Consider the following 21,458-nt stretch of genomic DNA (forward strand, 5'->3'; position numbering starts at 1 on the left):
CACGGTAAACTTGACCAATGACTGCTACTTGCACGCTTCATCGCGGCACCGCGCCGCTGCTCATCAGCCTGCCGCACGACGGCAGCCATATTCCCGATGACATCGCCGCGCGCATGCAGCCCGACGCGCAGCGCTCGGTCGATACTGACTGGCATGTGGGGCGGCTCTACGAACCGCTGGCGAAGTCGCTAGGCGCCAGCGTGATCCGGCCGATGGCCTCGCGTTATGTGGTCGACCTCAATCGCCCCGCCGACGGCCACGCGTTGTATCCGGGCAAGCGCGAAACCGGCCTCGTCTCCACCATCGGCTTCGATGGCGAGCCGCTTTACGTCGATGGAGCTGAACCGACGGCGGAAGAAATACAACGCCGGGTAAACGCGTATTGGCGTCCGTACCACGATGCGCTATCGCAAGAACTTGAACGCTTGCGCGCCGAACACGGTCGCGTCGTGCTGTGGGACGGGCACTCCATCCGCAGTCGCGTGCCGATGCTATTCGAAGGCCAGCTGCCCGACTTCAACCTGGGCACGGCCGAGGGCGCCAGCTGCTCGGCCGCCTTGCAACAGAAGCTCAAGGACGTGCTGGAAACCCAGTCGCGCTATAGCTTCGTGGTCAATGGCCGCTTCAAGGGCGGCTACATCACGCGGCATTACGGCCAGCCCGACAAGGGCGTCCAGGCCGTGCAACTGGAGCTGTCGCAGATCAATTATATGGACGAAGACAGCTTCGCGTATGCGGAGGACAGCGCCGCACAGGTGCAGGAAATCATTGCCCGACTACTGGCGCAGTGCGTGGCCTAAGCGCAAAAAAATTCGACCGTTGTTAGGGTCTTGCATTGTCAAGACGCGAAGCGCGGAAATCTCGGATGTCGGCGGGAAAATGCCGGTTCCGGGAGGCTGGCAAACGTGCGATGTTTTAGCGGTCGCGATGCTGGCTATTGGCCAGGCAGACGGCACGAATATAGGCACTTCACGTCGAGGCTCATCATCATGCGCAAGTTCGCGATCGCTTCCCTGCTCGTAGCGGGTATGGCTTTCACCGGTTCCCTCCTGGCTCAGGACGCAGCCCCGCAGCCTGCGCCTGCTGCACCCGCTGCCGCCAAGCCTGCGTCGGCCACGCCGGCTCCGGCGGCCAGCTCGTCGCACAAGCACAAGAAGAACAAAGACAACAACGGCCAGCCCAAGCCCAAGGGCAGCAAGTCCGCCAAGCGTACGGCCAAGTCGACGCTGCCGCAGACTGAAGCCAGTCACTAGGCTTCGTTCACAAAAAAAGCCCCGGCATGCGAATGCCGGGGCTTTTCTTTACGTCATTCCGGCGCAGGCCGGAATCCAGTAGCGAATACGATGGATTGGCGCGAGTGCCGACTATGTTCTAAGGGACTCGCGACAATCTAACCTACAGGCCACTGGATTCCGGCCTGCGCCGGAATGACGGTGAGGGGGATGACTGGTGAGGCAAGACTTTGCACAGGCCTCTTAGAGCTTCAGTGCGGCGATGCACTTCAGTTCGATGGCGATCGGCGTGGGCAGCGCGGTAATGCCCAGCGTCGTGCGGCAGGCGTCGACGCCTGCGAAATATTCCGCGTAGAGTTTGTTGTACGCCGGAAAATCGCGCGCCATGTCGGTGAGAAACACCGTCACGTCCACCAGGTCTTCCCAGCGTGCGCCGCTCGCTTCGAGTACGGCGCGCACATTGGCGAACACCTGCCGGCATTGCGCTTCAATGTCGTAGCTCAGCAGCTTGCCTGCCGCGTCATACACATTGCCCGCAATGGTGTTGCTGCCTGGCGTGCGCGGACCGACACCGGAGAGGAACAGCAAATCGCCCAGGCGCCGCGCATGCGGATACGCGCCCACCGGCGCCGGGGCCTGATCGGTGCGGACGACGTCGCTCATCGGTTGAACTCGGGGATCGTGCCCAGGCGCTGCATGGCGTGCTCGTAGGCAGGCTTGAGGCCTTCGCGCGAACTCACATGCATGCCCAGATCGTTCACGTGCCCGTCGAACAGGCTGTAGCACCACGCGTGCACGGAGAGCTTCTGTCCGCGCTCCCAGGCATCCATCACCATGGTGGTATGGCACACGTTGACCACCTGTTCCATCGCGTTGAGTTCGCACAGGCGAGCGTTGCGCAGGTTCATCAGGTCGATCGAAGTGAGTAGTTGCTTGTGCTTTTGCGCGACGTCGCCGACATGGCGCAGCCAGTTGTCGACCAGGCCCAGGCGTCGATCATCGAGCACCGCCTGCACACCGCCGCAGCCGTAGTGGCCCACCACCAGAATGTGCTCGACCTTGAGCACGTCGACGGCGAACTGGATGGTGCTCAGGCAGTTCAGATCGGTATGCGACACCACGTTGGCGACATTGCGTTGCACGAAGATATCGCCCGGCGGCAGATCCACGATCTGGGTGGCCGGCACGCGCGAGTCGGAGCAGCCGATCCACAGATACTTCGGCGCCTGCTGCTGGGCAAGGCGTTCGAAGAAGCGCGGGTCCTGCTCGACCATGGCGGCTGACCACTGGCGGTTGCTGTCGAGCAGATTCTGCAGGGGACTTTTCACGATGGCGCCCTCAATCAATAGCGAATGCAAATGTTCTTGGGTTCGGTGAAGAAGCGCAGCGCTTCCGTGCCGCCCTCGCGACCGAGACCCGATTGTTTGGTGCCGCCAAAGGGCGTGCGCAAATCGCGCAGCAGCCAGCAATTGGTCCACACGATGCCGAAATCCAGTTGCGCGCCGAAACGGTGCGCGCGCGACAAGTCGCGAGTCCAAACCGAGGCGGCTAGGCCGTAACCCGTTCCGTTGGCGATGGCGAGCCCTTCGGCTTCGTCCTCGAACGGAATCAGCGTGACGACCGGCCCGAAGATTTCCTGCTGGTTGGTGGCGGCGTCGTTGCCCAGGCCTTCGATGACGGTCGGCGCGATAAACCAGCCTTCGGCGCAACGGCCTTCCATCTTCACCGACTCGCCGCCACAAAGGACGCGGCCGCCTTCATTGCGCGCGGTGGCGATGCAACTCATCACCTTGTCGAAGTGTTCGCTTGAGACGAGCGCGCCGAGATCGCTGGCGTCTTCATCCGGATCGCCCACGCGCAGTGCTTTCACGCGTGCGAGATAGCGCTCGCGGAAGGCATCGTAGATGGATCGCTGTACCAGTAGACGCGAACCGCAGAGACAGATCTCACCCTGGTTGGCAAAGCCGGAACGCACGATGGTGTCGAGATTGGCATCGCTCAGGTCGGCGTCTTCAAACACCACGGCGGGGTTCTTGCCGCCAAGCTCCAGCGACACTTTCTTGAACTGCGGCGCAGCGACGGCAGCAATCTGCGCGCCGGTGCGGGTGCTGCCGGTGAAGGACACGGCCTTGACCGAGCGGTGCTCCACCATCGCCTGACCCACGGTGGGGCCGCGGCCTTGCACGATGTTGAACACGCCAGGCGGGAAACCGGCCTCGATGCTCAGCTCGCCAAGCAAAGCGGCGGTGCAGGGCGTGATTTCCGAGGGCTTGGCGACGACCGTGTTGCCGGCCGCGAGCGCCGGAGCGATCTTCCAACTGAACAGGTACAGCGGCAAGTTCCACGGGCTGATGCAGCCGACCACGCCCAGCGGCTGGCGCAATGTGTAGTTGATCGCGCCAGTTTCCATGGCATGCGACTCGCTGCCCCAGCTGATGATGGCGGCCGCGAAAAAGCGCAGGTTGGAGATCGCACGGGGAATGTCGAGCTTGCGCGCCTGGCTCAGCGGCTTGCCGCTGTCGCGCGATTCCAGCGCAACGAATTCGTCCATGCGCGCTTCGATGAGATCGGCCAGCCGATGCATCAGGCTGGCGCGCTGTTCGGCGGGTGTGGCGGCCCAGTCGGGCGCGGCGCGCGCGGCGGCTGCCACGGCATCGGCAACGTCTTCGGCGGTGGAGTCGGGACAGTGCGCGAAAACCTGGCCGGTGGCCGGTTCGAACACATCCAGCCAGCGATCATGTCGCGGCGCCTGAAGGCGGCCGTCGATCAGGTTGGCGAGGCGCAGGGTAGGCATCTGCGCAAGCTTAAGGCCTGCGGGCTCCGATTGCACCGGACGGGGGCGTATGCGGGATTCAATGTGAGTGTGGGAGCGCACCCTGTGCGCGACGGCTTCGCCGTGTCGCGCACAGGGTGCGCTCCCACAGGGTTGGGCCTGGGATCAACTCAGCGAACGGGTCCGTCCGCCATCCACGGCGATGCTGACGCCATTGACGTACGCCGCAGCCGGGGTGCACAGGAAGGCGATCACGGCCGCCACTTCCGAAGCTTCACCGAAACGGCGCGCCGGCACCGTGGCGAGCATGCTCTGGGCCACTTCCTCTTCACTGTTGCCGCTGCTGCGCACGCGCCCGGCGAGTACTTCGTCCAGGCGCGCCGTACGCGTGTAGCCGGGCAGCACGTTGTTGACCGTGATGCCGTCCGCCGCCAGTTCACCAGCCAGCGTCTTGGCCCAGCCGGCCACCGCGGCACGCACGGTATTGGACACGCCCAGACCCACGATCGGTTCCTTCACCGAGGTGGAAATGACATTGACGATGCGGCCGTAGCCGCTGGCGCGCATGCCCGGCAGCAAGGCCTGCACCAGCGTCTGGCCGGCCAGCAGATGCTGGCGGAAGGCGTTCTCGAAGGCCTCGGCGCTGGCGCTGTGGGCCGGACCGCCCGGTGGGCCGCCGGTGTTGTTGATCAGGATTTCCATCGGCTGCGCAGCCACGATATCCGCCAGCGCGTCGCGCAATGGATCGGTCTGCGTCATATCCACTGCAAACCAGAGGTGCTGCTGGCCGTGCTTGCGCGGCAGCGCGTCCGTGGCTGCCTTCAGCGCATCCGCCGAGCGCGCGAGCAGGGTGACACTGGCGCCAAGTTCGGCGAGCTCCACGGCGCTGGCGCGCCCGATGCCCTGCGAGGCGCCACACACGAGAGCATGTCGTCCACTCAAATCCAGCTGCATGGCATGCTCCTTGGAAGTGACGTTTAGCGCGCTAGGTATTGCACGGCGAGGGCGGCGAACCAGCATAGCCACGCGGCCCACAGACTGTAGCGCCAGACCAGGCGCCAGCGCGTGACGCCGTTGTCTTCCAGCGCCGGCAGCACGGGCGAGCGCAGCGCGAGCTGAAGACGCATCCACGTACGCACGGCATTGGTGGGTTGGCCGTCGGCTTCGGCGATGATCTTCCACTCGTTCGGATGACGGCGGCGCAGCAGCGAGGCGATGAGGTACTGCGAGCCGAAATGCAGCAGGAAACAGATGACGCCGGCCGAGAGTAGCGAGAGATAAAGCGGAAGCATGCCGAGTCCGTGGTGGGTGATGGTGGGCCGACCCGAACTCAGCCGTTGGTCGAGTTATTGGTTGCCGACGTAGCGTCGTTGTTGCTGGAGCCGCTCGACGTCGCAGGAGCCTTGGGTGCCTCGGACTTCTTGCTGTCGTTGCCGATGCTGGGCAGCGGAAGTGCCTCGCGCAGCGTGCTCAGCACGCCGTTGCCCTGTTCGGGCTTGGCGCAGATCGCGTTGTTCACGGCGTCCTGGTAGGTCTTGTCCATCATGCCGATCCACACGGTGCCGTCCGGCCCGTGCGGCACCTTGAAGGTGCCGGCCGCGGCCATCTTTACCGGTGCTTCCGCCGAGAAGGCAGCCGGCGACTGTTCCCAGTAGGTGCTACCCGATTGCTGCTTGGCCGAGCTGTACAGCACCAGGTAGCGCGCACGTTTGTCGGTGATGTCCACGCTGCCGAACGCGCCGGTGGTGGCATCCGTCCAGCCCATGTGTTCGCACAGGCTCACGTCCTTGCTGTCGATCGGCTGGAACGCCTCATCCAGCACTACCAGCGTCGGCGCGAACAGATAGCTGGCGCGCAGCCATCGACCATTCAATTCCGACTTCACCGCCACGCGGTACGGCAGCTGCGATTCGCGCGGCAGACTGAAACTCAGGAAGTAACTGCGGTCACCGTTGAGGTTGGCCACCATGCTGCCCGGTCCCAGTGCGAACTTCTTGGGCTGCCAGGGCAGGGCGTCCTGGTAGGAGAAATCGGCAAAGGTGGTGCAGCAGGGGGTGGCCTGCTGCAGGGCCTGTTTCGCCTGATCCAGGCTGCCGTTGCCGCTCTCGGGCGGGCGCAGGTTGGGCGGCACCAGCGCTTTCACGCTGTGGCAGCCGCTCGCCAGCACGGTGAGCGCGAGCAGGGCAGTGGCAGTGATCAGTCGATAGCGCATGAGGGGACCGTCGCTCAAAATTCGGCTGTACCCGCCGCACGCGGGAAGGGAATGGCATCGCGGATATTGGACAGGCCGCACACGTACACCAGCAGGCGCTCGAAGCCGAGGCCAAAGCCGGCGTGCGGCACGGTGCCATAACGGCGCAGGTCACGGTACCAGCCGTAGGTGGCCGGATCGAGTCCAAACTGGGTCATGCGGCGGTCGAGGTAATCCAGGCGCTCTTCGCGCTGCGCACCGCCGATGATCTCGCCGATGCCCGGCGCGAGCACGTCCATCGCCGCGACGGTTTTGCCGTCATCGTTGAGGCGCATGTAGAACGCCTTGATCTGCTCGGGATAGTTCATCACCACCACCGGGCGGCCGACGTGCTTCTCGGCGAGATAGCGCTCGTGCTCGGTCTGCAGGTCGATGCCCCAGGCGACCGGGAATTCGAATTTCTGCCCCGACTTCTTGAGGATATCCACCGCCTCGGTGTAATCGATGCGCTCGAACGGTTCGGCAATAAAGGCTTCCAGACGGCTGATCGCATCGGGCTGCACGCGCTCGGCGAAGAACGCCATGTCGTCCTGACGCTCATCCAGCACGGCCTTGAAGATCGCCTTGAGGAAACCCTCGGCGCAGTCGGCGTTGGCGTTGAGGTCGGCGAACGCGATTTCCGGTTCCACCATCCAGAACTCGGCCAGGTGGCGCGGCGTGTTGGAATTCTCGGCGCGGAAGGTCGGGCCGAAGGTGTACACCTTGCTCATCGCCAGGCAGTAAGCCTCGACGTTGAGCTGGCCGGACACGGTGAGGAACGCTTCGCGGCCGAAGAAGTCCTTGCGGAAATCGATCTTGCCGTCGGGCGTGCGCGGCAGGTTGGCCAGGTCCAGCGTGGACAGGCGGAACATGTCGCCGGCACCTTCCGCATCGGAAGTGGTGATGATCGGCGTGTTGATCCAGAAGAAGCCCTGCTCGGTAAGCCAGCGGTGGATCGCCGTCATCATGGTGTGGCGCACGCGGGTCACGGCGCCGAACAGGTTGGTGCGCGGGCGCAGGTGCGCCACTTCGCGCAGGAACTCCATCGAGTGCTGCTTGGGCTGGATCGGGTAGGTTTCCGGATCGTCGACGAAACCGGTGACGATGACGTCCGTCGCCTGGATCTCGAAGCTCTGGCCCTTGCCCTGCGAGGCGACCAGCGTGCCGGTAACGATCACGCCGGCGCCGGCGGTGAGGTGCTTCACCTCAGTCTCGTAGTTGGACACCTCGCTGGTGACCACGGCCTGGATGGGGTCGAAGCAGGAGCCGTCGCTCACATTGACGAACGACAGGCCCGCTTTGGAATCGCGCCGGGTGCGGACCCAGCCGCGCACGGTCACGGTGCTGCCAGCTGCCACGCTGCCGGAAAGGGCCTGCTTCACGCTCGATAGAATCGGGCTAACCGCCGTCATTGGATTGAAACTCCTGCTGGGTGCCGGCATATCGGCACGTAAGACGAACCTTGCATGATAATCTACGCATCGTTCAGGTTCGACCCTTCACGTCTGATTTCGGACAATCTCTCCTTTCGGTAGTTGCAGCGCCCATGACCATCACCATCACGCCCGCCGCCAGCGAACGCATGCGCTCCTTCCTTGCCGGCACGCCCGATGCGGCCGGAGTGCGCTTTGGCGTGAAGAAGACCGGCTGCTCCGGCTTTGGCTATGTGGTCGACCTGGCCCAGGTGGTGGGCGAGGGCGATGAGACGGTGGAAGTGGACGGCTTGAAGCTCATCGTCGACGGCAAGAGCATGCCCCTGATCGACGGCACGGTGATCGACTTCCAGCGCCAGGGCCTCAACGCCAGCTTCGTTTTCCACAACCCCAACGCCACCGGCGAATGCGGTTGCGGCGAGAGTTTCACCGTAGGCTGAGACCGGGGTGCGGTCTCGTGCTAAATCGCCCATTTTCCTCACCGTATCCCTGCGAAAGCAGGGATCCAGCGCCTTTGTGGTGCAGTGAATAAGGCGCTGGATTCCCGCTTTCGCGGGAATGACGGTGAGGATATAGGCGGTTCCGGCGAATCCTGAAGACGGCTCATTCAACCAGGGCGCTTGATAGGGACCGTCATCCGCTTGCCCCAAACCCCTGAAATCCCTTACACTTCCGCTTCTGTCCACGCCCTCCAGGCATGGATGGAACCTTGCCTCACCGCATAGTGCGGGAGGCTGCCAGGCCTGAAAGGGCTGCATCCACAAGGAGTTACCACACGATGTCCCTGCGACATTACGAAGTCGTGTTTCTGGTCCACCCTGACCAGAGCGAGCAGGTTCCGGCGATGATCGAGCGCTACAAGGCGCTGATCGAGACCGACGGCGGCAAGATCCACCGCCTGGAAGACTGGGGCCGCCGCCAGCTGGCGTATCCCATCGTGAACCTGGCCAAGGCTCACTACGTCATGCTCAACATCGAAGTGAGCCAGAACGCGCTGAACGAGCTCGAGTCGGGCTTCCGCTTCAACGACGCCGTGCTGCGCCACCTGGTGGTTCGCCGTGACGAAGCCGATACCGAGCAGTCCTTCATCCTGAAGTCCAAGGAAAAGGATGACGCCAAGTCCTCGCGTCGCCGCGATGACGACAGCGATGGTGATGAGCGTCCGGCCCGCCGTGACCGCGACGACCGCGACAACGATCGCGACAGCGACGACTGATCAGGAGCACAGACATGTCCAAGTTCTTCCGCCGCCGCAAGTTCTGCCGCTTCACGGCCGAAAAAGTCAAAGAGATCGACTACAAGGATCTCAACACCCTGCGCCAGTACGTGACCGAGAACGGCAAGATCGTTCCGTCGCGCATCACCGGCACCAAGGCTCGCTACCAGCGTCAGCTGGCGACCGCGATCAAGCGCGCTCGCTTCCTGGCTCTGCTGCCGTACACGGATAACCACGACGTCTAAGTCGTGCTCCAGCTTCCTCTCCCCTCCGGGGAGAGGACTGAGGTGAGCCCCGAAAAGGGGGTAAAGGGCGGGTGCTCGCGACAAAGCTGCTACGAAGCTCGCTTCGATGCTGTCATGTCGCAAGATTGGCCCCTCACCCCAACCCTCTCCCCGCAAGGGAGAGGGAGCAAAATGAACCCCTTCGGACAACCGTCCAGGCTGCGCCGGGCCACACCGGTGCTAACGAAAAGGAACCATCATGGAACTGATTCTTCTCGAAAAAGTCCGCAACCTCGGCAACCTTGGCGACAAGGTCAGTGTCAAGCCGGGTTATGGCCGTAACTACCTGCTGCCGCAGGGCAAGGCCGTGCCGGTCAACGCCGCCAACCTCGAAGCTTTCGAGAAGCGCCGCGCCGAGTACGAAGCCAAGGCTGCCTCGCAGCTGTCCGGCGCCGAAGGCCGCAAGGCCAAGCTGGAAGGCGTCACGGTGACCATCGCCGCTAACGCCAGCCCGGAAGGCAAGCTGTACGGCTCGGTCGGTCCGCGCGAAATCTCCGAGGCCCTCGAGGCCGCCGGTCATGAAGTGCACAAGGGCGAAGTGATCCAGGGCGAAGGCCCGATCCGTCACACCGGCGAATTCGACGTGGTGATCGCGCTGCACGCCGACGTGCAGACCCAGGTCAAGGTGATCGTGGTCGGCGAGAAGTAAGTCGACCCATCTAGCAGTACCCAGACGGGCGCCTCCGGGCGCCCGTTTGCTTTTCTTCGGTTCGCCACGCGCTTATCCACAACTAAACACAGCTTATCCACAGAGTTATGGTCTCGTCGCCTGAGATGGCGCCGCGTATGCTCTGTACCCAGCACGCCGCCGGCAATGCAGCCAACCGCTGCGAGGAATCTCGATGTCCTTCGTTTCCGATCGTTCCGACCGCCCAGAGCGCCGCGGTCGTTCCGAGCGCAAACCTTTGTCCAGCATCGATGCGCTGCGCGTCCCGCCGAATTCGATCGACGCGGAACAAGCGGTGCTGGGCGGCCTCATGCTGTCGCCTGATTCGCTGGACAAGGTGGCCGACCGCCTCGCCGAGCAGGATTTCTACCGCAAGGACCATCGCCTGATCTGGCGCGCCATCACCGAGCTGGCGGGCAAGGGCATGCCGTGCGACGCGGTGACCCTGGGCGACTGGTTCGAGGCCAACGGTCTAGCCGATATGGTCGGCGGCGCCGCCTACCTGATCGAACTGGCCAACACCACGCCCAGCGCGGCGAATATCGCGGCCTACGCAGAAATCGTGCGCGAGAAGTCGGTGCTGCGCCAGCTGATCGACGCCGGCACCGGCATCACCGAGGACGGCTACCAGCCGGACGGCATGGGGGTGCAGGAAGTGCTGGAGCGGGCCGAGCAGGCCGTGTTCAAGATCGCCGAGTCCGGTGCGCGTGGCAAGAAAGACACCGTGTCGATGCGCGAGGCCGTCAAGGATGCCTTCCGCATCCTCTCCGAGCGCTTCGAGAACAAGGGCCAGCTCACCGGCATCTCCACCGGCTTCTCCGATCTGGACGAACTCACCTCGGGCCTGCAGCCGTCCGACTTGATCATCGTCGCGGCGCGTCCTTCGATGGGCAAGACGGCGTTCTCGGTGAATATCGCCGAAGCGGCGGCGATGCGCGGCAAGAAGGCCGTGGCCATTTTCTCGATGGAAATGTCGGCCTCGCAGTTGGCCTTCCGTATGATTTCCTCCGTCGGCCGCATCCACGCGCAGCACCTGCGCAACGGCGACCTGGCCGAGGAAGACTGGCCGCGTGTCACCAATGCCATCGCCCTGCTTTCCGAGGCGAAGATTTTCATCGATGACACGCCTGGTCTGTCGCCGGTCGAACTGCGTTCGCGTTCGCGCCGGCTGCATCGCGAGCATGGCGGCCTCGGACTGATCGTGATCGACTACCTGCAGCTGATGCAGGTGCCCGGCATGAAGGAAAACCGCGCCACCGAGATCTCTGAAATCTCGCGTTCGCTGAAAGGCCTGGCGAAGGAACTCAACTGCCCGGTGATCGCCTTGTCGCAGTTGAACCGTTCGCTGGAACAGCGTGCCGACAAACGCCCGATGATGTCCGACTTGCGCGAATCGGGCGCTATCGAGCAGGACGCGGACGTGATCATGTTCATTTACCGCGACGAGTACTACAACAAGGAATCGCCCGACCGCGGCCTGGCCGAAATCATCATCGGCAAGCAGCGTAACGGTCCTACCGATACGGTGAAGCTGACCTTCCTGGGTCACTACACCAAGTTCGAGAATTACGCGCCCGATTCGTTCGTCGGCGCGTTCGAATAACGCCGTCGCTCGACGTACAGGTCCCGTTTCGTTTTAGGAACGGCACCTGTACCGTCCCCGGCATATGCATCCAGTGCACATGAATCCCGTGCCGGATTCACATCCCGCGGCGCAACCTCGTCACCGGTTTCCCGGACGAGGCACAACACATGTCGCTTATCCTTCTACTCATCATCGTGTTGCTTCTGCTTGGCGCATTGCCGACCTGGCCGTATAGCCGCGGATGGGGTTATGGCCCGAGCGGTGGACTGGGGTTGATCGTGATCATCCTGATCGTGCTCCTTGTCCTTGGCGTGCTGTGAGGGAGATGACATGAACCGAACCATCATTCCTGCGTTTCTCGTCGCCGCGTGCCTGGCACTGGCTGGCTGTGGCAGCAGCACCCGCGTGGTGCAGAACAACGACACCTGCGGCAAGCAGATGACCGATCTGCAGGATGCGCTGGCATCCGGTGCAATGACCCAGCACGAGTACGACAAGGCACGTCGCGTCGCGGTGGAGCGTTGCCAGTCGCGCGACAATCACTGAACACCATGTTGGGTGGTGTGGCTACTGGTGAGGGTAGCCGTTGCCCGGGGATTGCCACGGGGGCGCCCCGGGAGTGCCGGACCGGCAGGCTAGGTTGGGCGCATCGGGCCGGATGGCCGGACAAGACTGGTAAGCTTCCAGCCCTGTTCAAGGCCATCCGGCCCAACTTTTCCAACTCCTCACCGTGCCCGGTCGGGCGCAAAGCCAGGCATGAGTCGCACTACCGTCGCCACCATCCATCTGGGCGCCTTGCGCCATAACCTCGCCCGCATCAAGCAGATGTCCGCGCCTGCGAAGGTCATGGCCGTGGTCAAGGCCGATGCCTATGGGCATGGCCTGGAGCGCGTCGCGCGCGCGCTCGACGGTGAGGCGGATGCATTCGCGGTAGCCGCCTTGGGCGATGGTTTGCGCCTGCGTGCAGCAGGACATCGCCAGCGCATCGTGGTGTTGTCCGGTCCGGATCACGCCAGCGACATCGCCGAGATGCAGCGTTTGAATCTCGATGCCGCCATCCATCACGAAGAACAGCTGCGCTGGTTGAAGGAAGCTTCGCCGTCGCGTGGTCCGCTGCGCGTCTGGCTGAAAGTGGACAGCGGCATGCATCGGCTGGGCTTTGCGCCGGAAACCGTCGCCTTCGTCCACGCACAGCTGGCCGCCATGCCCGGCATCGATCCGCAGATCGGCCTGCTTACCCATTTCGCTGAATCGGAAGTGTTCGACGGCAGCGAAACGCCTGCGCAGATTCGTCGATTCAACGACGCCACGCGCGGCTTGAGTGGGCCGCGCTCGTTGTCCAATTCGGCGGCGGTGCTGGGTTGGACCGAAGCGCGCGGCGACTGGGTGCGTACCGGCGGCTTGCTCTACGGCCTCTCCGTCGTGGATGGAAAAACCGGGGCCGATTTCGGCTTCCGTCCCGCCATGACGCTGAGCACGCGCCTGATCGCCATCAATCGCATCGGCAAGGGCGAACATATCGGCTACAACGGCACCTGGACTTGCCCTGAAGACATGCCCGTGGGTGTGGCCGCGGTCGGATACGGCGACGGCTATCCCCGCAGTGCGGTGGCCGGCACGCCGGTGCGGGTGGGCGATCGCGAGGTGCCCTTGATTGGTCGCGTATCGATGGACCTGATCACGCTGGATCTGCGCGACGCGGCGCACGCCAAAGTGGGCGACCGCGTGACGCTATGGGGGCCGGAGTTGCCAGTGGAAATCATTGCCGCGCAGGCGGGTACGATCTCCTATGACCTCACCTGCGGCATGACCAAGCGCGTGTTGTTCGTGGAAGACGAAGCCTGAGCGAGCGCAAGGCGCTCAAGCCACGAAGGCCCGATGTCTCGCGGTATGCGATGCAGGCCCGCTAAGCTGGGTCATTCGCCCGCACCTCCGATCAGGAATCCAAGCATGGCCAAAGCCAAGACCGCCTATGTGTGCACCGACTGCGGTGCGGAGCACTCCAAGTGGCAGGGCCAGTGCGTGGACTGCGGTGTGTGGAACACACTGAGCGAAATCGTCGTGCAGCCTGCCGTGAAATCCGCCGGCGCGGCACGCAGTACCACCGGTTATGCAGGCGCAGCAGCTGGTGCGCCCAAGGTGACGCCGCTGACGGCCGTGGCATTGGATGCGGAAATGCGCACGCTCACCGGCATCGGCGAGCTCGATCGCGTATTAGGCGGTGGCCTGGTGGATGGCTCGGTCGTGCTGATCGGCGGCGATCCGGGCATCGGCAAATCGACCTTGCTGCTGCAGATGCTGGGAACGCTGGGCGCGCGGATTCCCAGCGTCTACGTGACGGGCGAGGAGTCACTCGGTCAGGTCGCCTCGCGCGCGCAGCGACTCGATCTCCCGCTGGCTCCGCTGCATGCGCTGGCGGAAACCTGTATCGAGCGGATCATCGAGCAGGCCCTGAGCACCCGCCCGCGCGTGCTGGTGATCGACTCCATCCAGACCATCTGGACCGAACTGCTCACCGCTGCACCAGGCTCGGTCAGTCAGGTGCGCGAATCGGCGGCCAAGCTCACTCGTTTCGCCAAGGAAACCGGTACGTCGGTATTCCTGGTCGGACATGTGACGAAGGAGGGCGGCATCGCCGGCCCCCGCGTGCTCGAACACATGGTGGATGCCGTGCTTTATTTCGAAGGCGAATCCGGCAGCCGCTTCCGCGTGCTGCGCGCCTTCAAGAACCGCTTCGGTGCGGTGAACGAGCTGGGCGTGTTTGCGATGTCGGAAAAGGGCTTGCGCGAAGTGCCCAATCCTTCCGCGATTTTCCTCTCAGCCCACAGCGGCCCGACCTCGGGCAGCGCGGTGATGGTGACGCGCGAAGGCACCCGTCCCTTGCTGGTGGAAGTGCAGGCGCTGGTGGACCAATCCTCGTTGGGCAATCCGCGCCGTGTCGCGCTGGGCCTGGAGCAAAACCGACTCGCCATGTTGCTGGCGGTGCTGCATCGCCACGGTGGCGTGGCGGCCTATGACCAGGACGTCTTCGTCAACGTGGTCGGCGGTATCCGCGTGCAGGAAACCGCCGCCGATCTGCCGGTGCTGTTGGCGGTGCTCTCGTCGCTGCGCGATCGGCCGTTGCCGGAGAAGACGGTTGCCTTTGGCGAAGTGGGTTTGTCAGGCGAGATCCGGCCGGTGCCCAATGGTGAGGAGCGCTTGAAAGAGGCCGCGCATCACGGGTTTCAGAAGGCGATTGTGCCGAAGGCGAATGCGCCGAAGAAGGCGAAAGTCGGGGATATGGAAATTGTCGCTGTGGAACGCTTGTCCGAAGCAATCGACGCTTGCCGCTGAACCTGCTAACCGCACGGTTCTTTGTGGGAGCGCACCCTGTGCGCGACAGCCACGCCTGGGTATACCGGCTTCGTAGGCTTGTCGCGCACAGGGTGCGCTCCCACGGTAGATCTGCCGTTCTACACCGGCGGCAGCGCCGCAAAATCCGGATGCATTTCAGCGCGCGCCGCAAATGCCGCTAACTGCGGATAAGCCTTCGCATCGATCACATCGGCCGCCACCAATTGGGTAAAGCCCCATGCGACAGCGATGCTCACATCGGCCTGGCCCGGTGCGCTTCCAAAAATCCAGCCATCGACGCCGTGCAGTTCGCGTTCGAGCAAATCATGGGCGGCATGTAGTTGCCCTTTGACGCGTTTCAGCCAGCCTTCGTCACGCTTGTCCGCATCGCGTTTGTCTTCGTAGACGATCTGCACGGCTTTTTCGCTGGCTGCGAGGGCGATGCCGGTGAGGCGTAGTGCGCGTTGGCGGTCGGCTGCATCAGATGGCATCAGTGCCGCGCGATCGCTTTGGGCCTGGGCCCAGTCGATGATCAGCCCCGACTCGGTGAGCATGCAGCCATCGTCCAGCACCAGCGTGGGCGCTTTCACCAGCGGATTGATTTGCTGGAACTCATCGAAATGCCGAAAGACCGACATCGAGCGATGCGTGAACGGGATACCCAGCAGCCGCAGCGAAATCGCGGTGCGGCGCACGTACGGTGAATCGAGCATGCCGATCAGTTCCACGAACACCTCCGTCAGGAATGAAAGACGACTGTCTTGCTGCCGTTGAGCAGGACGCGGTCGTCCAGATACAGCCGCAGCGTGCGCGCGAGCACGCGGCGCTCGATGTCGCGGCCGATGCGGATGAGATCTTCCGGGGTGTCGGCGTGGGTAACCCGTTCGATGTCCTGCTCGATGATCGGACCTTCATCCAGCTCGGCCGTTACGAAATGCGCGGTGGCGCCGATCAGCTTGACGCCGCGGCGATAGGCCTGGTGATACGGGCGCGCACCCTTGAAGCCGGGCAGGAATGAGTGATGGATGTTGATGCAGCGGCCAGCGAGTGTCTGCACCAATTCGCGCGACAGAATCTGCATGTAGCGGGCGAGAACCACCAGGTCCGCCTGCGATTGCTTGATCAGTGCGCCTAGTGCGCCTTCCTGGTCGGCACGGCTGTCCTTGTCCACCGGCAAGTAGTGGAAGGGGATGCCGTCCAGGTCGAGATGGCGATAGGTGTCGCGCGGGTGGTTCGCAATGACGCCGGCGATGTCCATCGGCAGCTCGCCAATCCGCCAGCGATAGAGAATATCGGCCAGGCAGTGATCGAACTTGGACACCAGCAGCAGCACGCGACGGCGTTGCGCACGATTGCGCAGCATCCATTGCATGGCGAACTGCCTGGCGAATCCGTCGAAGCCCAGCTTGAGCGCGTCGAGGTCGCGTTCGGCATCTTCAAACACCAGGCGCATGAAGAAGCGGCCGGTTTCGGCATCGCCAAACTGCTGTGCCTCGATGATGTTGCCGCCCTGTGCGGCCAGGTGGTTGGCTACCCCCGCCACGATGCCAGCACGATCAGGACAGGAGAGTGTCAGGACGAACTGGCCGGGAATGATCATGGCATGCGCTTCATGGCGTGCGATGGAGGATGAGCTCCAGCACCGCCTTGGTGCCGAAGAATGCAAGCAACAGTACGCCCATGCCGACCAGGGTGAGATTGACCGCGCTGCGGCCGCGCCAGCCGTGCCGCCAGCGGCCAATCAGCAGGGTGCCAAACACGAGCCACGCGATGATCGACAGCACGGTCTTGTGGATCAGGTGCTGGCCGAACAGGTTGTCCACGAACAGGATGCCGGTGAGCAGGGTGAGCGTGAGCAACAGGAAACCAGCGCCGATCAGCCGGAACAGCAGTGTCTCGGTCAGCGTCAGCGGTGGCAGCGCACGCATCCAGGTTCCCACCTGGCGATGACGCAGCGCGCGCTCCTGCACGGCGAGCAGGATGGCCAGCACTGCAGCGATCGACAGCACGCTGAAGGCCAGCAGCGCCACGGTGACGTGCAATTTGATCTGCCATTCCAGCGGCAGCGGGGCCGTGACGGGCGCGGCAAAAGTATCCAGCGCCAGCAACAAGGCCGTGAGCGGGAACACGATGACGCCGAGCGCGGCCACCGGTCGCCAGATATTCACCACCAGCGTGAAGGCCGAAACCACGCAGGCGACCAGCGACAGGGCGGAAAAGAAATGCAGGTCGAGCGCGCCGCGATGCGCGCCAAGCAAGGTGCCGGCGTGGAGCAGCACGGCACTGCCGGCCAGCAGCAGCGCGGAGCGGTTCAGCGGTTGCCCACCCCCAAGCAGCGGCCGGGCCAAAGCCGTCGCTGCGGTGAGGTAGAGCACGATGGCGAGCAGGGCGAAAAGGACGGTGGCAGCCATAGCGGGCGAGTGTGGCATGGGGCCTTGGGGGTGGGTAGAGGGGGCGCGGCGTTGTGGCGGGACTCTGTCGGCATGGCTGCGCAGCGTGCGATGGCCACCACCCGGGCCATGTGAACGGCGGCGACCCGCTTCGCACCTGCCGCTGCCCATCCCGCTATAATCGCCGTTTTCCGCCCACCGGCCTGACCATGTTCGAGTCCCTCAGCCAACGCCTCTCCACCACCGTCAACCGCTTGCGCGGCCGTGGTCGCCTGACCGAGGAAAATATCCGCGAATCGATGCGCGAAGTGCGCATCGCGTTGCTGGAGGCCGACGTCGCCCTGCCGGTCGTGCAGGCATTGATCGAGCGCGTGAAGGTGCGTGCGGTCGGTCAGGAAGTGATGAAGAGCCTGTCGCCGGGCCAGGCCCTGGTAAAGGTGGTCAGCGACGAGCTGACGGCGGTAATGGGCACCGCCAATGCGGAGCTCAATCTCGCCCAGCAGCCGCCGGCCGTCGTGTTGATGGCGGGCCTGCAGGGTGCAGGTAAGACCACCACGGTGGCCAAGCTCGCGCGGTTCCTCACCGAGCGCAAAAAGAAGAAGGTGATGGTGGTGAGCTGCGACGTTTATCGTCCGGCCGCCATCGAGCAGTTGCGCACGCTGGCCGAGCAGGTGGGCGTGAAGTTCTTCCCGTCCGAGGCGGGCCAGAACCCGGTCGACATCGCCAAGGCCGCCATCGCTGCGGCGCGCCGCGAAGTGGTCGACGTGCTGCTGGTCGACACCGCCGGCCGCCTGCACGTAGACGAAGCGATGATGGCCGAGATCAAGGCGCTGCACGCCGCGATCACCCCCATCGAGACGCTGTTCGTGGTCGACTCCATGACCGGCCAGGACGCGGCCACCACCGCCAAGGCCTTTGCCGAAGCGCTGCCGCTTACCGGCGTTGTGCTCACCAAGACCGATGGCGACGCCCGCGGCGGTGCAGCGCTCTCGGTGCGCTATGTCACCGGCCGTCCGATCAAGTTCCTCGGCGCAGGCGAAAAGACCGATGCGCTGGAGCCGTTCCACCCCGACCGCGTCGCTCAGCGCATCCTCGGCATGGGTGACGTGCTGTCGCTGGTCGAAGAAGTGGAGCGCAAGGTCGACCAGGAAAAGGCGCAGAAGCTCGCCGAGAAGGTCATCAAGGGCAAGCGCTTCGATCTCAACGACATGCGCGACCAGCTCGAACAGATGTCCAACATGGGCGGCCTGGCTGGCCTGATGGACAAGCTGCCGGGCGTGTCGGGCCTGCCCGATAGCGTCAAATCCAAGGTCAACGACGGTGAGATCAAGCGCATGGTCGCGATCATCCAGTCGATGACCAAGAAAGAACGCCGTCATCCGGATCTGTTGAACGGCTCCCGCCGTGCCCGTGTGGCGCGCGGCTCGGGCACCCAGCCGGCTGACGTGAACCGTCTGCTCAAGCAGTACATGCAGATGGAAAAAATGATGTCCAAGCTGTCCAAGGGCGGCAGCAAGGGCCTGCTGCGCCAGATGCGCGGCGCCATGAAGGGCATGGGCGGCATGGGTGGTGGTTTGCCCCCGATGCGCTGAGGCTGAAGGGTCCGGTTAGTCCATCTGGCCGGATTTGCCTGTCAGCTCTTCCTTTTTCCCTAAAATTCATTAAAATGTCGCGTTCACCGCGCACCGCTGCGTGCGTGCTGCCGGCATCCCGGCAACTCTGGAGCTTTTACTTATGGTCAAGATTCGTCTTTCGCGCGGCGGCGCCAAGGGCCGTCCGTTCTACCACATCGTTGTCACCGATCAGCGCAACAAGCGCGACGGCCGCAGCATTGAGAACGTCGGTTTCTACAACCCTGTTGCTTCGGGCAAGGACAAGCGCCTTGAGCTGAACGTTGCCCGCGTGCAGGAGTGGGTGGGCAAGGGTGCGCAGCTGACCGACAAGGTCGCCGCCCTGGTCAAGGAAGCCGGCAAGCAGCAGGCTGCCTGAGTATGACGGCAGCCGGTCGGCGCGTCCTGGTGGGACGCATCGTCGGGCTGTACGGCGTGCAGGGCTGGCTCAAGATCGAATCCTGGACTGAGCCCCGCACGAAGATCTTCACTTACCAACCTTGGCTGCTGAGTTCGGCGCCGGGTGCGGAAACGGAGATCGCAGGAGTCAAAGGTCGTCCGCAGGGCAAAGGGCTGGTAGCCCAATTCCCTGGATTGGACGACCGGGACGCGGCAGCAGCGTTGATAGGGCAGGACATTTATGTCTCCCGCGAACTGCTGCCACCTCCTGGCAAGGATGAGTATTACTGGGTCGATCTCGAAGGTCTCGAGGTCGTCACCACGGAAGGCGTGGCACTGGGGCGAGTGAGTCATTTGTTCGCAACCGGCGCCAACGACGTCGTGGTAGTGAAGGACGGTACGCGCGAGCGGCTGGTGCCTTTCATCCAGGGATCTTATGTGCGTTCGGTGGACTTGTCCGGCGGGCGCATGGTGGTGGACTGGGATCCTGAATTCTGAGCGCGCCACGCGCTGCATCAAGGGTTGAGGATCATGCGCATCGATGTCGTCACGTTGTTTCCCGACTTCATGCGTCAGTGTGCTGCCGTTGGCGTGGTGGGGCGGGCCCAGCAGCGTGAGCTGCTGCAGGTGGAAACCTGGAACCCGCGTGATTTCGCCACCGACAATTACCGCACCGTGGACGGCCGCACCTGTGGCGGCGGACCCGGGATGGTGATGCTGATTCAGCCTCTGCGCGATGCCTTGAAGGCAGTGCGCGAGGCCGCACCGGAACCGGTGCATGTGATCTACCTCAGCCCGCAAGGCGCGAGGTTGACGCAGGGTCGGGTAGAAGCGCTGGCCAAGTTGCCGCGCATCGCCTTGCTCTGCGGGCGTTACGAAGGTGTGGACGAGCGTCTGCTGGCGCACGAAGTCGACGAAGAGCTTTCTATCGGCGATTATGTGCTGTCCGGCGGTGAGCTTGGCGCCGCGGTGATCATCGATGCCGTGGGCCGCTTGCAGGACGGTGCGTTGAATGACGCGCAGTCGGCGCAGCAGGATTCGTTTTCGGACGGACTGCTGGATTGCCCGCACTATGCAAAGCCGGTGCATGACGCACTGGGAGACGTGCCGGACGTATTGCTCTCCGGCGACCACGCGGCCATTCGTCGCTGGCGCCTGAAGCAATCGCTGGGACGGACCTGGTTGCGGCGTCCCGATCTTTTGGCGCAGCGCGCGCTGGATGCACAATCCCGAGCGCTGTTGGACGAATTCCGCCGCGAGCATGCTCAGCAGACGCGGCACGACGATACGGCCCATTAAGGGCGCAGAAATTAGACAGGTGTTGCCATGAACAAGATCATCGAACAGTTCGAAGCCGAGCAGATCACCCGCCAGCTGCCGGAATTCGGCCCTGGCGACACCGTGGTGGTCAATGTGAAGGTGAAGGAAGGTAACCGCGAGCGCGTTCAGGCGTTCGAGGGTGTCGTCATCGCCAAGCGCAGCCGCGGCCTGCATTCGGCCTTCACCGTGCGCAAGATTTCGCACGGCACCGGCGTGGAGCGCGTGTTCCAGGCGCACAGCCCGGCCATCGACTCGCTGGAAGTGAAGCGCAAGGGCAAGGTGCGTGGCGCCAAGCTGTATTACCTGCGCAACCTGGAAGGCAAGGCTGCCCGCATCAAGGAAGACGTGGCTGCTGTGTCTGCCGCCAAGGCTGCGAAGAAGAAGGCTGCCGCCGAGTAATTCGGGCGCCTCTTTCGATTCGATTCGACGAAACCCCGCGGAGCGATCCGCGGGGTTTTTGTTTGTTTGGGCTTTTGAGGTTTTGGCGATTCCGCGAGGTGGCCGCCTGCGCGGCGGGCGTTTCGATCGGCTGCCGCCGCTCGAGTCACTTTTCTCTTGCTGGCCCACGCATGCGCAGGAGCGCATGCGAACGGCGAAGCCGGCCCGAAGGGTGGAGGGCAGGATGCCCGGAGTAAGAGAAAAGTAACCCAAAGAGAACGGCCTAAAACGCCCGCAGCATCGTGCTGGGATAAGCCCGAATGCTTGAGGCGCGTCGTTGTGGGACAACCTCCGAGGGTACACAGCAGGTAGTTCAATGCGCTGCGCAACGCGCCCGAATCGCTGAGGACTTAAAGCCGGGCCTCGCTTCGCATTGGGTGCCGCGCATGGCGCTTGTCTGTGGGAGCGCACCCTGTGCGCGACAGTCACGCTGGGATGTATCGCTCTGTAGGTTTGTCGCGCACAGGGTGCGCTCCCACAAAGAGCCGAAGGGCAACTTTGATTCGCCATCCGCAAGCGTGCGAACCCCTTGTAAGAGCGCACCTTGT

The 21,458-nt window shown here is 63.7% G+C and carries 26 protein-coding genes; 16 read left to right on the plus strand and 10 right to left on the minus strand.

Annotation, left to right across the window (positions count from 1 at the left end):
• Window positions 1-17: 17 nt before the first annotated feature.
• Both hutG and AC1DMY_RS02865 read left to right on the plus strand, forming a co-directional pair.
• Window positions 18-800, plus strand: coding sequence for an N-formylglutamate deformylase (hutG, locus tag AC1DMY_RS02860; RefSeq protein ID WP_477163504.1), 783 nt, complete (start codon window positions 18-20; stop codon window positions 798-800).
• A 189-nt stretch (window positions 801-989) separates the two neighbouring features.
• Window positions 990-1,253, plus strand: coding sequence for a hypothetical protein (locus AC1DMY_RS02865; RefSeq protein WP_204635210.1), 264 nt, complete (start codon window positions 990-992; stop codon window positions 1,251-1,253).
• A 222-nt stretch (window positions 1,254-1,475) separates the two neighbouring features.
• Here the strand turns inward: AC1DMY_RS02865 and AC1DMY_RS02870 are convergent, their stop codons facing one another.
• The 7 genes from AC1DMY_RS02870 to asnS all read right to left on the minus strand — a co-directional run bounded on the left by AC1DMY_RS02870 (window position 1,476) and on the right by asnS (window position 7,647).
• On the minus strand, window positions 1,476-1,895 hold the full coding sequence (locus AC1DMY_RS02870; RefSeq protein ID WP_477163505.1) for a RidA family protein: 420 nt from the start codon (window positions 1,893-1,895) through the stop codon (window positions 1,476-1,478).
• On the minus strand, window positions 1,892-2,506 hold the full coding sequence (gene can / locus AC1DMY_RS02875; protein ID WP_239535539.1) for a carbonate dehydratase: 615 nt from the start codon (window positions 2,504-2,506) through the stop codon (window positions 1,892-1,894). Before can ends, AC1DMY_RS02870 begins: the two co-directional genes overlap by 4 nt.
• 68 nt (window positions 2,507-2,574) lie before the next feature.
• Window positions 2,575-4,026 (minus strand): aldehyde dehydrogenase, encoded by a 1,452-nt coding sequence (locus AC1DMY_RS02880; RefSeq protein ID WP_477163506.1) that lies wholly within the window; start codon window positions 4,024-4,026, stop codon window positions 2,575-2,577.
• 144 nt (window positions 4,027-4,170) lie between these two features.
• Entirely contained in the window at window positions 4,171-4,959 is a 789-nt protein-coding gene (locus AC1DMY_RS02885; protein ID WP_477163507.1) for an SDR family oxidoreductase, read from the minus strand.
• Window positions 4,960-4,982: 23 nt separating this feature from the next.
• Entirely contained in the window at window positions 4,983-5,297 is a 315-nt protein-coding gene (locus AC1DMY_RS02890) for a hypothetical protein (RefSeq protein ID WP_477163508.1), read from the minus strand.
• Window positions 5,298-5,335: 38 nt separating this feature from the next.
• Entirely contained in the window at window positions 5,336-6,217 is an 882-nt protein-coding gene (locus AC1DMY_RS02895) for a MalM family protein (protein ID WP_477163509.1), read from the minus strand.
• A 14-nt stretch (window positions 6,218-6,231) separates the two neighbouring features.
• A complete protein-coding gene (gene asnS / locus AC1DMY_RS02900; protein WP_477163510.1) occupies window positions 6,232-7,647 on the minus strand; it encodes an asparagine--tRNA ligase in 1,416 nt (471 codons plus the stop codon).
• A 134-nt stretch (window positions 7,648-7,781) separates the two neighbouring features.
• Here asnS and AC1DMY_RS02905 point away from each other — a divergent pair, with 134 nt between their 5' ends.
• From AC1DMY_RS02905 to radA, 9 genes are all read left to right on the plus strand, one after another.
• Window positions 7,782-8,108 (plus strand): HesB/IscA family protein, encoded by a 327-nt coding sequence (locus AC1DMY_RS02905; RefSeq protein WP_477163511.1) that lies wholly within the window; start codon window positions 7,782-7,784, stop codon window positions 8,106-8,108.
• A gap of 338 nt (window positions 8,109-8,446) precedes the next feature.
• Window positions 8,447-8,884 carry a 30S ribosomal protein S6 gene (rpsF, locus tag AC1DMY_RS02910; protein ID WP_121878540.1) on the plus strand — a complete coding sequence of 146 codons (438 nt, stop codon included), beginning with the start codon at window positions 8,447-8,449 and terminating at the stop codon, window positions 8,882-8,884.
• A 14-nt stretch (window positions 8,885-8,898) separates the two neighbouring features.
• The gene (gene rpsR / locus AC1DMY_RS02915; RefSeq protein WP_017462785.1) at window positions 8,899-9,129 is read left to right on the plus strand and encodes a 30S ribosomal protein S18; all 231 of its coding nucleotides are present in this window, start codon (window positions 8,899-8,901) and stop codon (window positions 9,127-9,129) included.
• Between the two features lie 238 nt (window positions 9,130-9,367).
• The gene (gene rplI, locus AC1DMY_RS02920; protein ID WP_477163512.1) at window positions 9,368-9,817 is read left to right on the plus strand and encodes a 50S ribosomal protein L9; all 450 of its coding nucleotides are present in this window, start codon (window positions 9,368-9,370) and stop codon (window positions 9,815-9,817) included.
• A 193-nt stretch (window positions 9,818-10,010) separates the two neighbouring features.
• Window positions 10,011-11,438 (plus strand): replicative DNA helicase, encoded by a 1,428-nt coding sequence (locus AC1DMY_RS02925; protein ID WP_441604329.1) that lies wholly within the window; start codon window positions 10,011-10,013, stop codon window positions 11,436-11,438.
• Between the two features lie 149 nt (window positions 11,439-11,587).
• Entirely contained in the window at window positions 11,588-11,740 is a 153-nt protein-coding gene (locus AC1DMY_RS02930; RefSeq protein WP_477163513.1) for a DUF3309 family protein, read from the plus strand.
• 10 nt (window positions 11,741-11,750) lie between these two features.
• Window positions 11,751-11,966, plus strand: a complete 216-nt coding sequence (locus AC1DMY_RS02935) for a YgdI/YgdR family lipoprotein (RefSeq protein ID WP_477163514.1) — start codon at window positions 11,751-11,753, stop codon at window positions 11,964-11,966.
• A gap of 210 nt (window positions 11,967-12,176) precedes the next feature.
• The gene (gene alr, locus AC1DMY_RS02940; protein ID WP_477163515.1) at window positions 12,177-13,265 is read left to right on the plus strand and encodes an alanine racemase; all 1,089 of its coding nucleotides are present in this window, start codon (window positions 12,177-12,179) and stop codon (window positions 13,263-13,265) included.
• Between the two features lie 105 nt (window positions 13,266-13,370).
• Entirely contained in the window at window positions 13,371-14,753 is a 1,383-nt protein-coding gene (radA, locus tag AC1DMY_RS02945; RefSeq protein WP_477163516.1) for a DNA repair protein RadA, read from the plus strand.
• A 119-nt stretch (window positions 14,754-14,872) separates the two neighbouring features.
• On the opposite strand, the gene AC1DMY_RS02950 is transcribed toward radA, so the two are convergent.
• The 3 genes from AC1DMY_RS02950 to AC1DMY_RS02960 are packed head-to-tail and all read right to left on the minus strand — an operon-like array spanning window position 14,873 to window position 17,164.
• Entirely contained in the window at window positions 14,873-15,481 is a 609-nt protein-coding gene (locus tag AC1DMY_RS02950; RefSeq protein WP_477163517.1) for a glutathione S-transferase family protein, read from the minus strand.
• A gap of 11 nt (window positions 15,482-15,492) precedes the next feature.
• Window positions 15,493-16,353, minus strand: coding sequence for a formyltetrahydrofolate deformylase (gene purU, locus AC1DMY_RS02955; RefSeq protein ID WP_477163518.1), 861 nt, complete (start codon window positions 16,351-16,353; stop codon window positions 15,493-15,495).
• A gap of 10 nt (window positions 16,354-16,363) precedes the next feature.
• A complete protein-coding gene (locus AC1DMY_RS02960; RefSeq protein ID WP_477163519.1) occupies window positions 16,364-17,164 on the minus strand; it encodes a cytochrome C assembly family protein in 801 nt (266 codons plus the stop codon).
• 188 nt (window positions 17,165-17,352) lie between these two features.
• On the opposite strand from AC1DMY_RS02960, the gene ffh reads away from it, so the two are divergent.
• From ffh to rplS, 5 genes are all read left to right on the plus strand, one after another.
• Complete coding sequence (gene ffh / locus AC1DMY_RS02965) at window positions 17,353-18,735, plus strand: signal recognition particle protein (RefSeq protein WP_477163520.1); 1,383 nt, start codon at window positions 17,353-17,355, stop codon at window positions 18,733-18,735.
• A gap of 142 nt (window positions 18,736-18,877) precedes the next feature.
• Complete coding sequence (rpsP, locus tag AC1DMY_RS02970) at window positions 18,878-19,132, plus strand: 30S ribosomal protein S16 (RefSeq protein WP_109125566.1); 255 nt, start codon at window positions 18,878-18,880, stop codon at window positions 19,130-19,132.
• A 2-nt stretch (window positions 19,133-19,134) separates the two neighbouring features.
• Window positions 19,135-19,650 carry a ribosome maturation factor RimM gene (gene rimM, locus AC1DMY_RS02975; RefSeq protein WP_477163521.1) on the plus strand — a complete coding sequence of 172 codons (516 nt, stop codon included), beginning with the start codon at window positions 19,135-19,137 and terminating at the stop codon, window positions 19,648-19,650.
• Between the two features lie 33 nt (window positions 19,651-19,683).
• A complete protein-coding gene (gene trmD, locus AC1DMY_RS02980; RefSeq protein ID WP_426271161.1) occupies window positions 19,684-20,451 on the plus strand; it encodes a tRNA (guanosine(37)-N1)-methyltransferase TrmD in 768 nt (255 codons plus the stop codon).
• A 27-nt stretch (window positions 20,452-20,478) separates the two neighbouring features.
• Complete coding sequence (gene rplS, locus AC1DMY_RS02985) at window positions 20,479-20,871, plus strand: 50S ribosomal protein L19 (protein ID WP_204635229.1); 393 nt, start codon at window positions 20,479-20,481, stop codon at window positions 20,869-20,871.
• Window positions 20,872-21,458: the final 587 nt, after the last annotated feature.

It is taken from the genome of Dyella sp. 01L423 (assembly GCF_056399945.1).

Excerpts from the sequence above, each read along its gene's own strand:
- hutG (WP_477163504.1), top strand. The coding sequence starts at position 18 with ATGACTGCTACTTGCACGCTTCATCGCGGCACCGCGCCGCTGCTCATC.
- AC1DMY_RS02865 (WP_204635210.1), top strand. The coding sequence starts at position 990 with ATGCGCAAGTTCGCGATCGCTTCCCTGCTCGTAGCGGGTATGGCTTTC.
- AC1DMY_RS02870 (WP_477163505.1), bottom strand. The coding sequence starts at position 1,895 with ATGAGCGACGTCGTCCGCACCGATCAGGCCCCGGCGCCGGTGGGCGCG.
- can (WP_239535539.1), bottom strand. The coding sequence starts at position 2,506 with ATGGTCGAGCAGGACCCGCGCTTCTTCGAACGCCTTGCCCAGCAGCAG.
- AC1DMY_RS02880 (WP_477163506.1), bottom strand. The coding sequence starts at position 4,026 with ATGCCTACCCTGCGCCTCGCCAACCTGATCGACGGCCGCCTTCAGGCG.
- AC1DMY_RS02885 (WP_477163507.1), bottom strand. The coding sequence starts at position 4,959 with ATGCAGCTGGATTTGAGTGGACGACATGCTCTCGTGTGTGGCGCCTCG.
- AC1DMY_RS02890 (WP_477163508.1), bottom strand. The coding sequence starts at position 5,297 with ATGCTTCCGCTTTATCTCTCGCTACTCTCGGCCGGCGTCATCTGTTTC.
- AC1DMY_RS02895 (WP_477163509.1), bottom strand. The coding sequence starts at position 6,217 with ATGCGCTATCGACTGATCACTGCCACTGCCCTGCTCGCGCTCACCGTG.
- asnS (WP_477163510.1), bottom strand. The coding sequence starts at position 7,647 with ATGACGGCGGTTAGCCCGATTCTATCGAGCGTGAAGCAGGCCCTTTCC.
- AC1DMY_RS02905 (WP_477163511.1), top strand. The coding sequence starts at position 7,782 with ATGACCATCACCATCACGCCCGCCGCCAGCGAACGCATGCGCTCCTTC.
- rpsF (WP_121878540.1), top strand. The coding sequence starts at position 8,447 with ATGTCCCTGCGACATTACGAAGTCGTGTTTCTGGTCCACCCTGACCAG.
- rpsR (WP_017462785.1), top strand. The coding sequence starts at position 8,899 with ATGTCCAAGTTCTTCCGCCGCCGCAAGTTCTGCCGCTTCACGGCCGAA.
- rplI (WP_477163512.1), top strand. The coding sequence starts at position 9,368 with ATGGAACTGATTCTTCTCGAAAAAGTCCGCAACCTCGGCAACCTTGGC.
- AC1DMY_RS02925 (WP_441604329.1), top strand. The coding sequence starts at position 10,011 with ATGTCCTTCGTTTCCGATCGTTCCGACCGCCCAGAGCGCCGCGGTCGT.
- AC1DMY_RS02930 (WP_477163513.1), top strand. The coding sequence starts at position 11,588 with ATGTCGCTTATCCTTCTACTCATCATCGTGTTGCTTCTGCTTGGCGCA.
- AC1DMY_RS02935 (WP_477163514.1), top strand. The coding sequence starts at position 11,751 with ATGAACCGAACCATCATTCCTGCGTTTCTCGTCGCCGCGTGCCTGGCA.
- alr (WP_477163515.1), top strand. The coding sequence starts at position 12,177 with ATGAGTCGCACTACCGTCGCCACCATCCATCTGGGCGCCTTGCGCCAT.
- radA (WP_477163516.1), top strand. The coding sequence starts at position 13,371 with ATGGCCAAAGCCAAGACCGCCTATGTGTGCACCGACTGCGGTGCGGAG.
- purU (WP_477163518.1), bottom strand. The coding sequence starts at position 16,353 with ATGATCATTCCCGGCCAGTTCGTCCTGACACTCTCCTGTCCTGATCGT.
- AC1DMY_RS02960 (WP_477163519.1), bottom strand. The coding sequence starts at position 17,164 with ATGGCTGCCACCGTCCTTTTCGCCCTGCTCGCCATCGTGCTCTACCTC.
- ffh (WP_477163520.1), top strand. The coding sequence starts at position 17,353 with ATGTTCGAGTCCCTCAGCCAACGCCTCTCCACCACCGTCAACCGCTTG.
- rpsP (WP_109125566.1), top strand. The coding sequence starts at position 18,878 with ATGGTCAAGATTCGTCTTTCGCGCGGCGGCGCCAAGGGCCGTCCGTTC.
- rimM (WP_477163521.1), top strand. The coding sequence starts at position 19,135 with ATGACGGCAGCCGGTCGGCGCGTCCTGGTGGGACGCATCGTCGGGCTG.
- trmD (WP_426271161.1), top strand. The coding sequence starts at position 19,684 with ATGCGCATCGATGTCGTCACGTTGTTTCCCGACTTCATGCGTCAGTGT.
- rplS (WP_204635229.1), top strand. The coding sequence starts at position 20,479 with ATGAACAAGATCATCGAACAGTTCGAAGCCGAGCAGATCACCCGCCAG.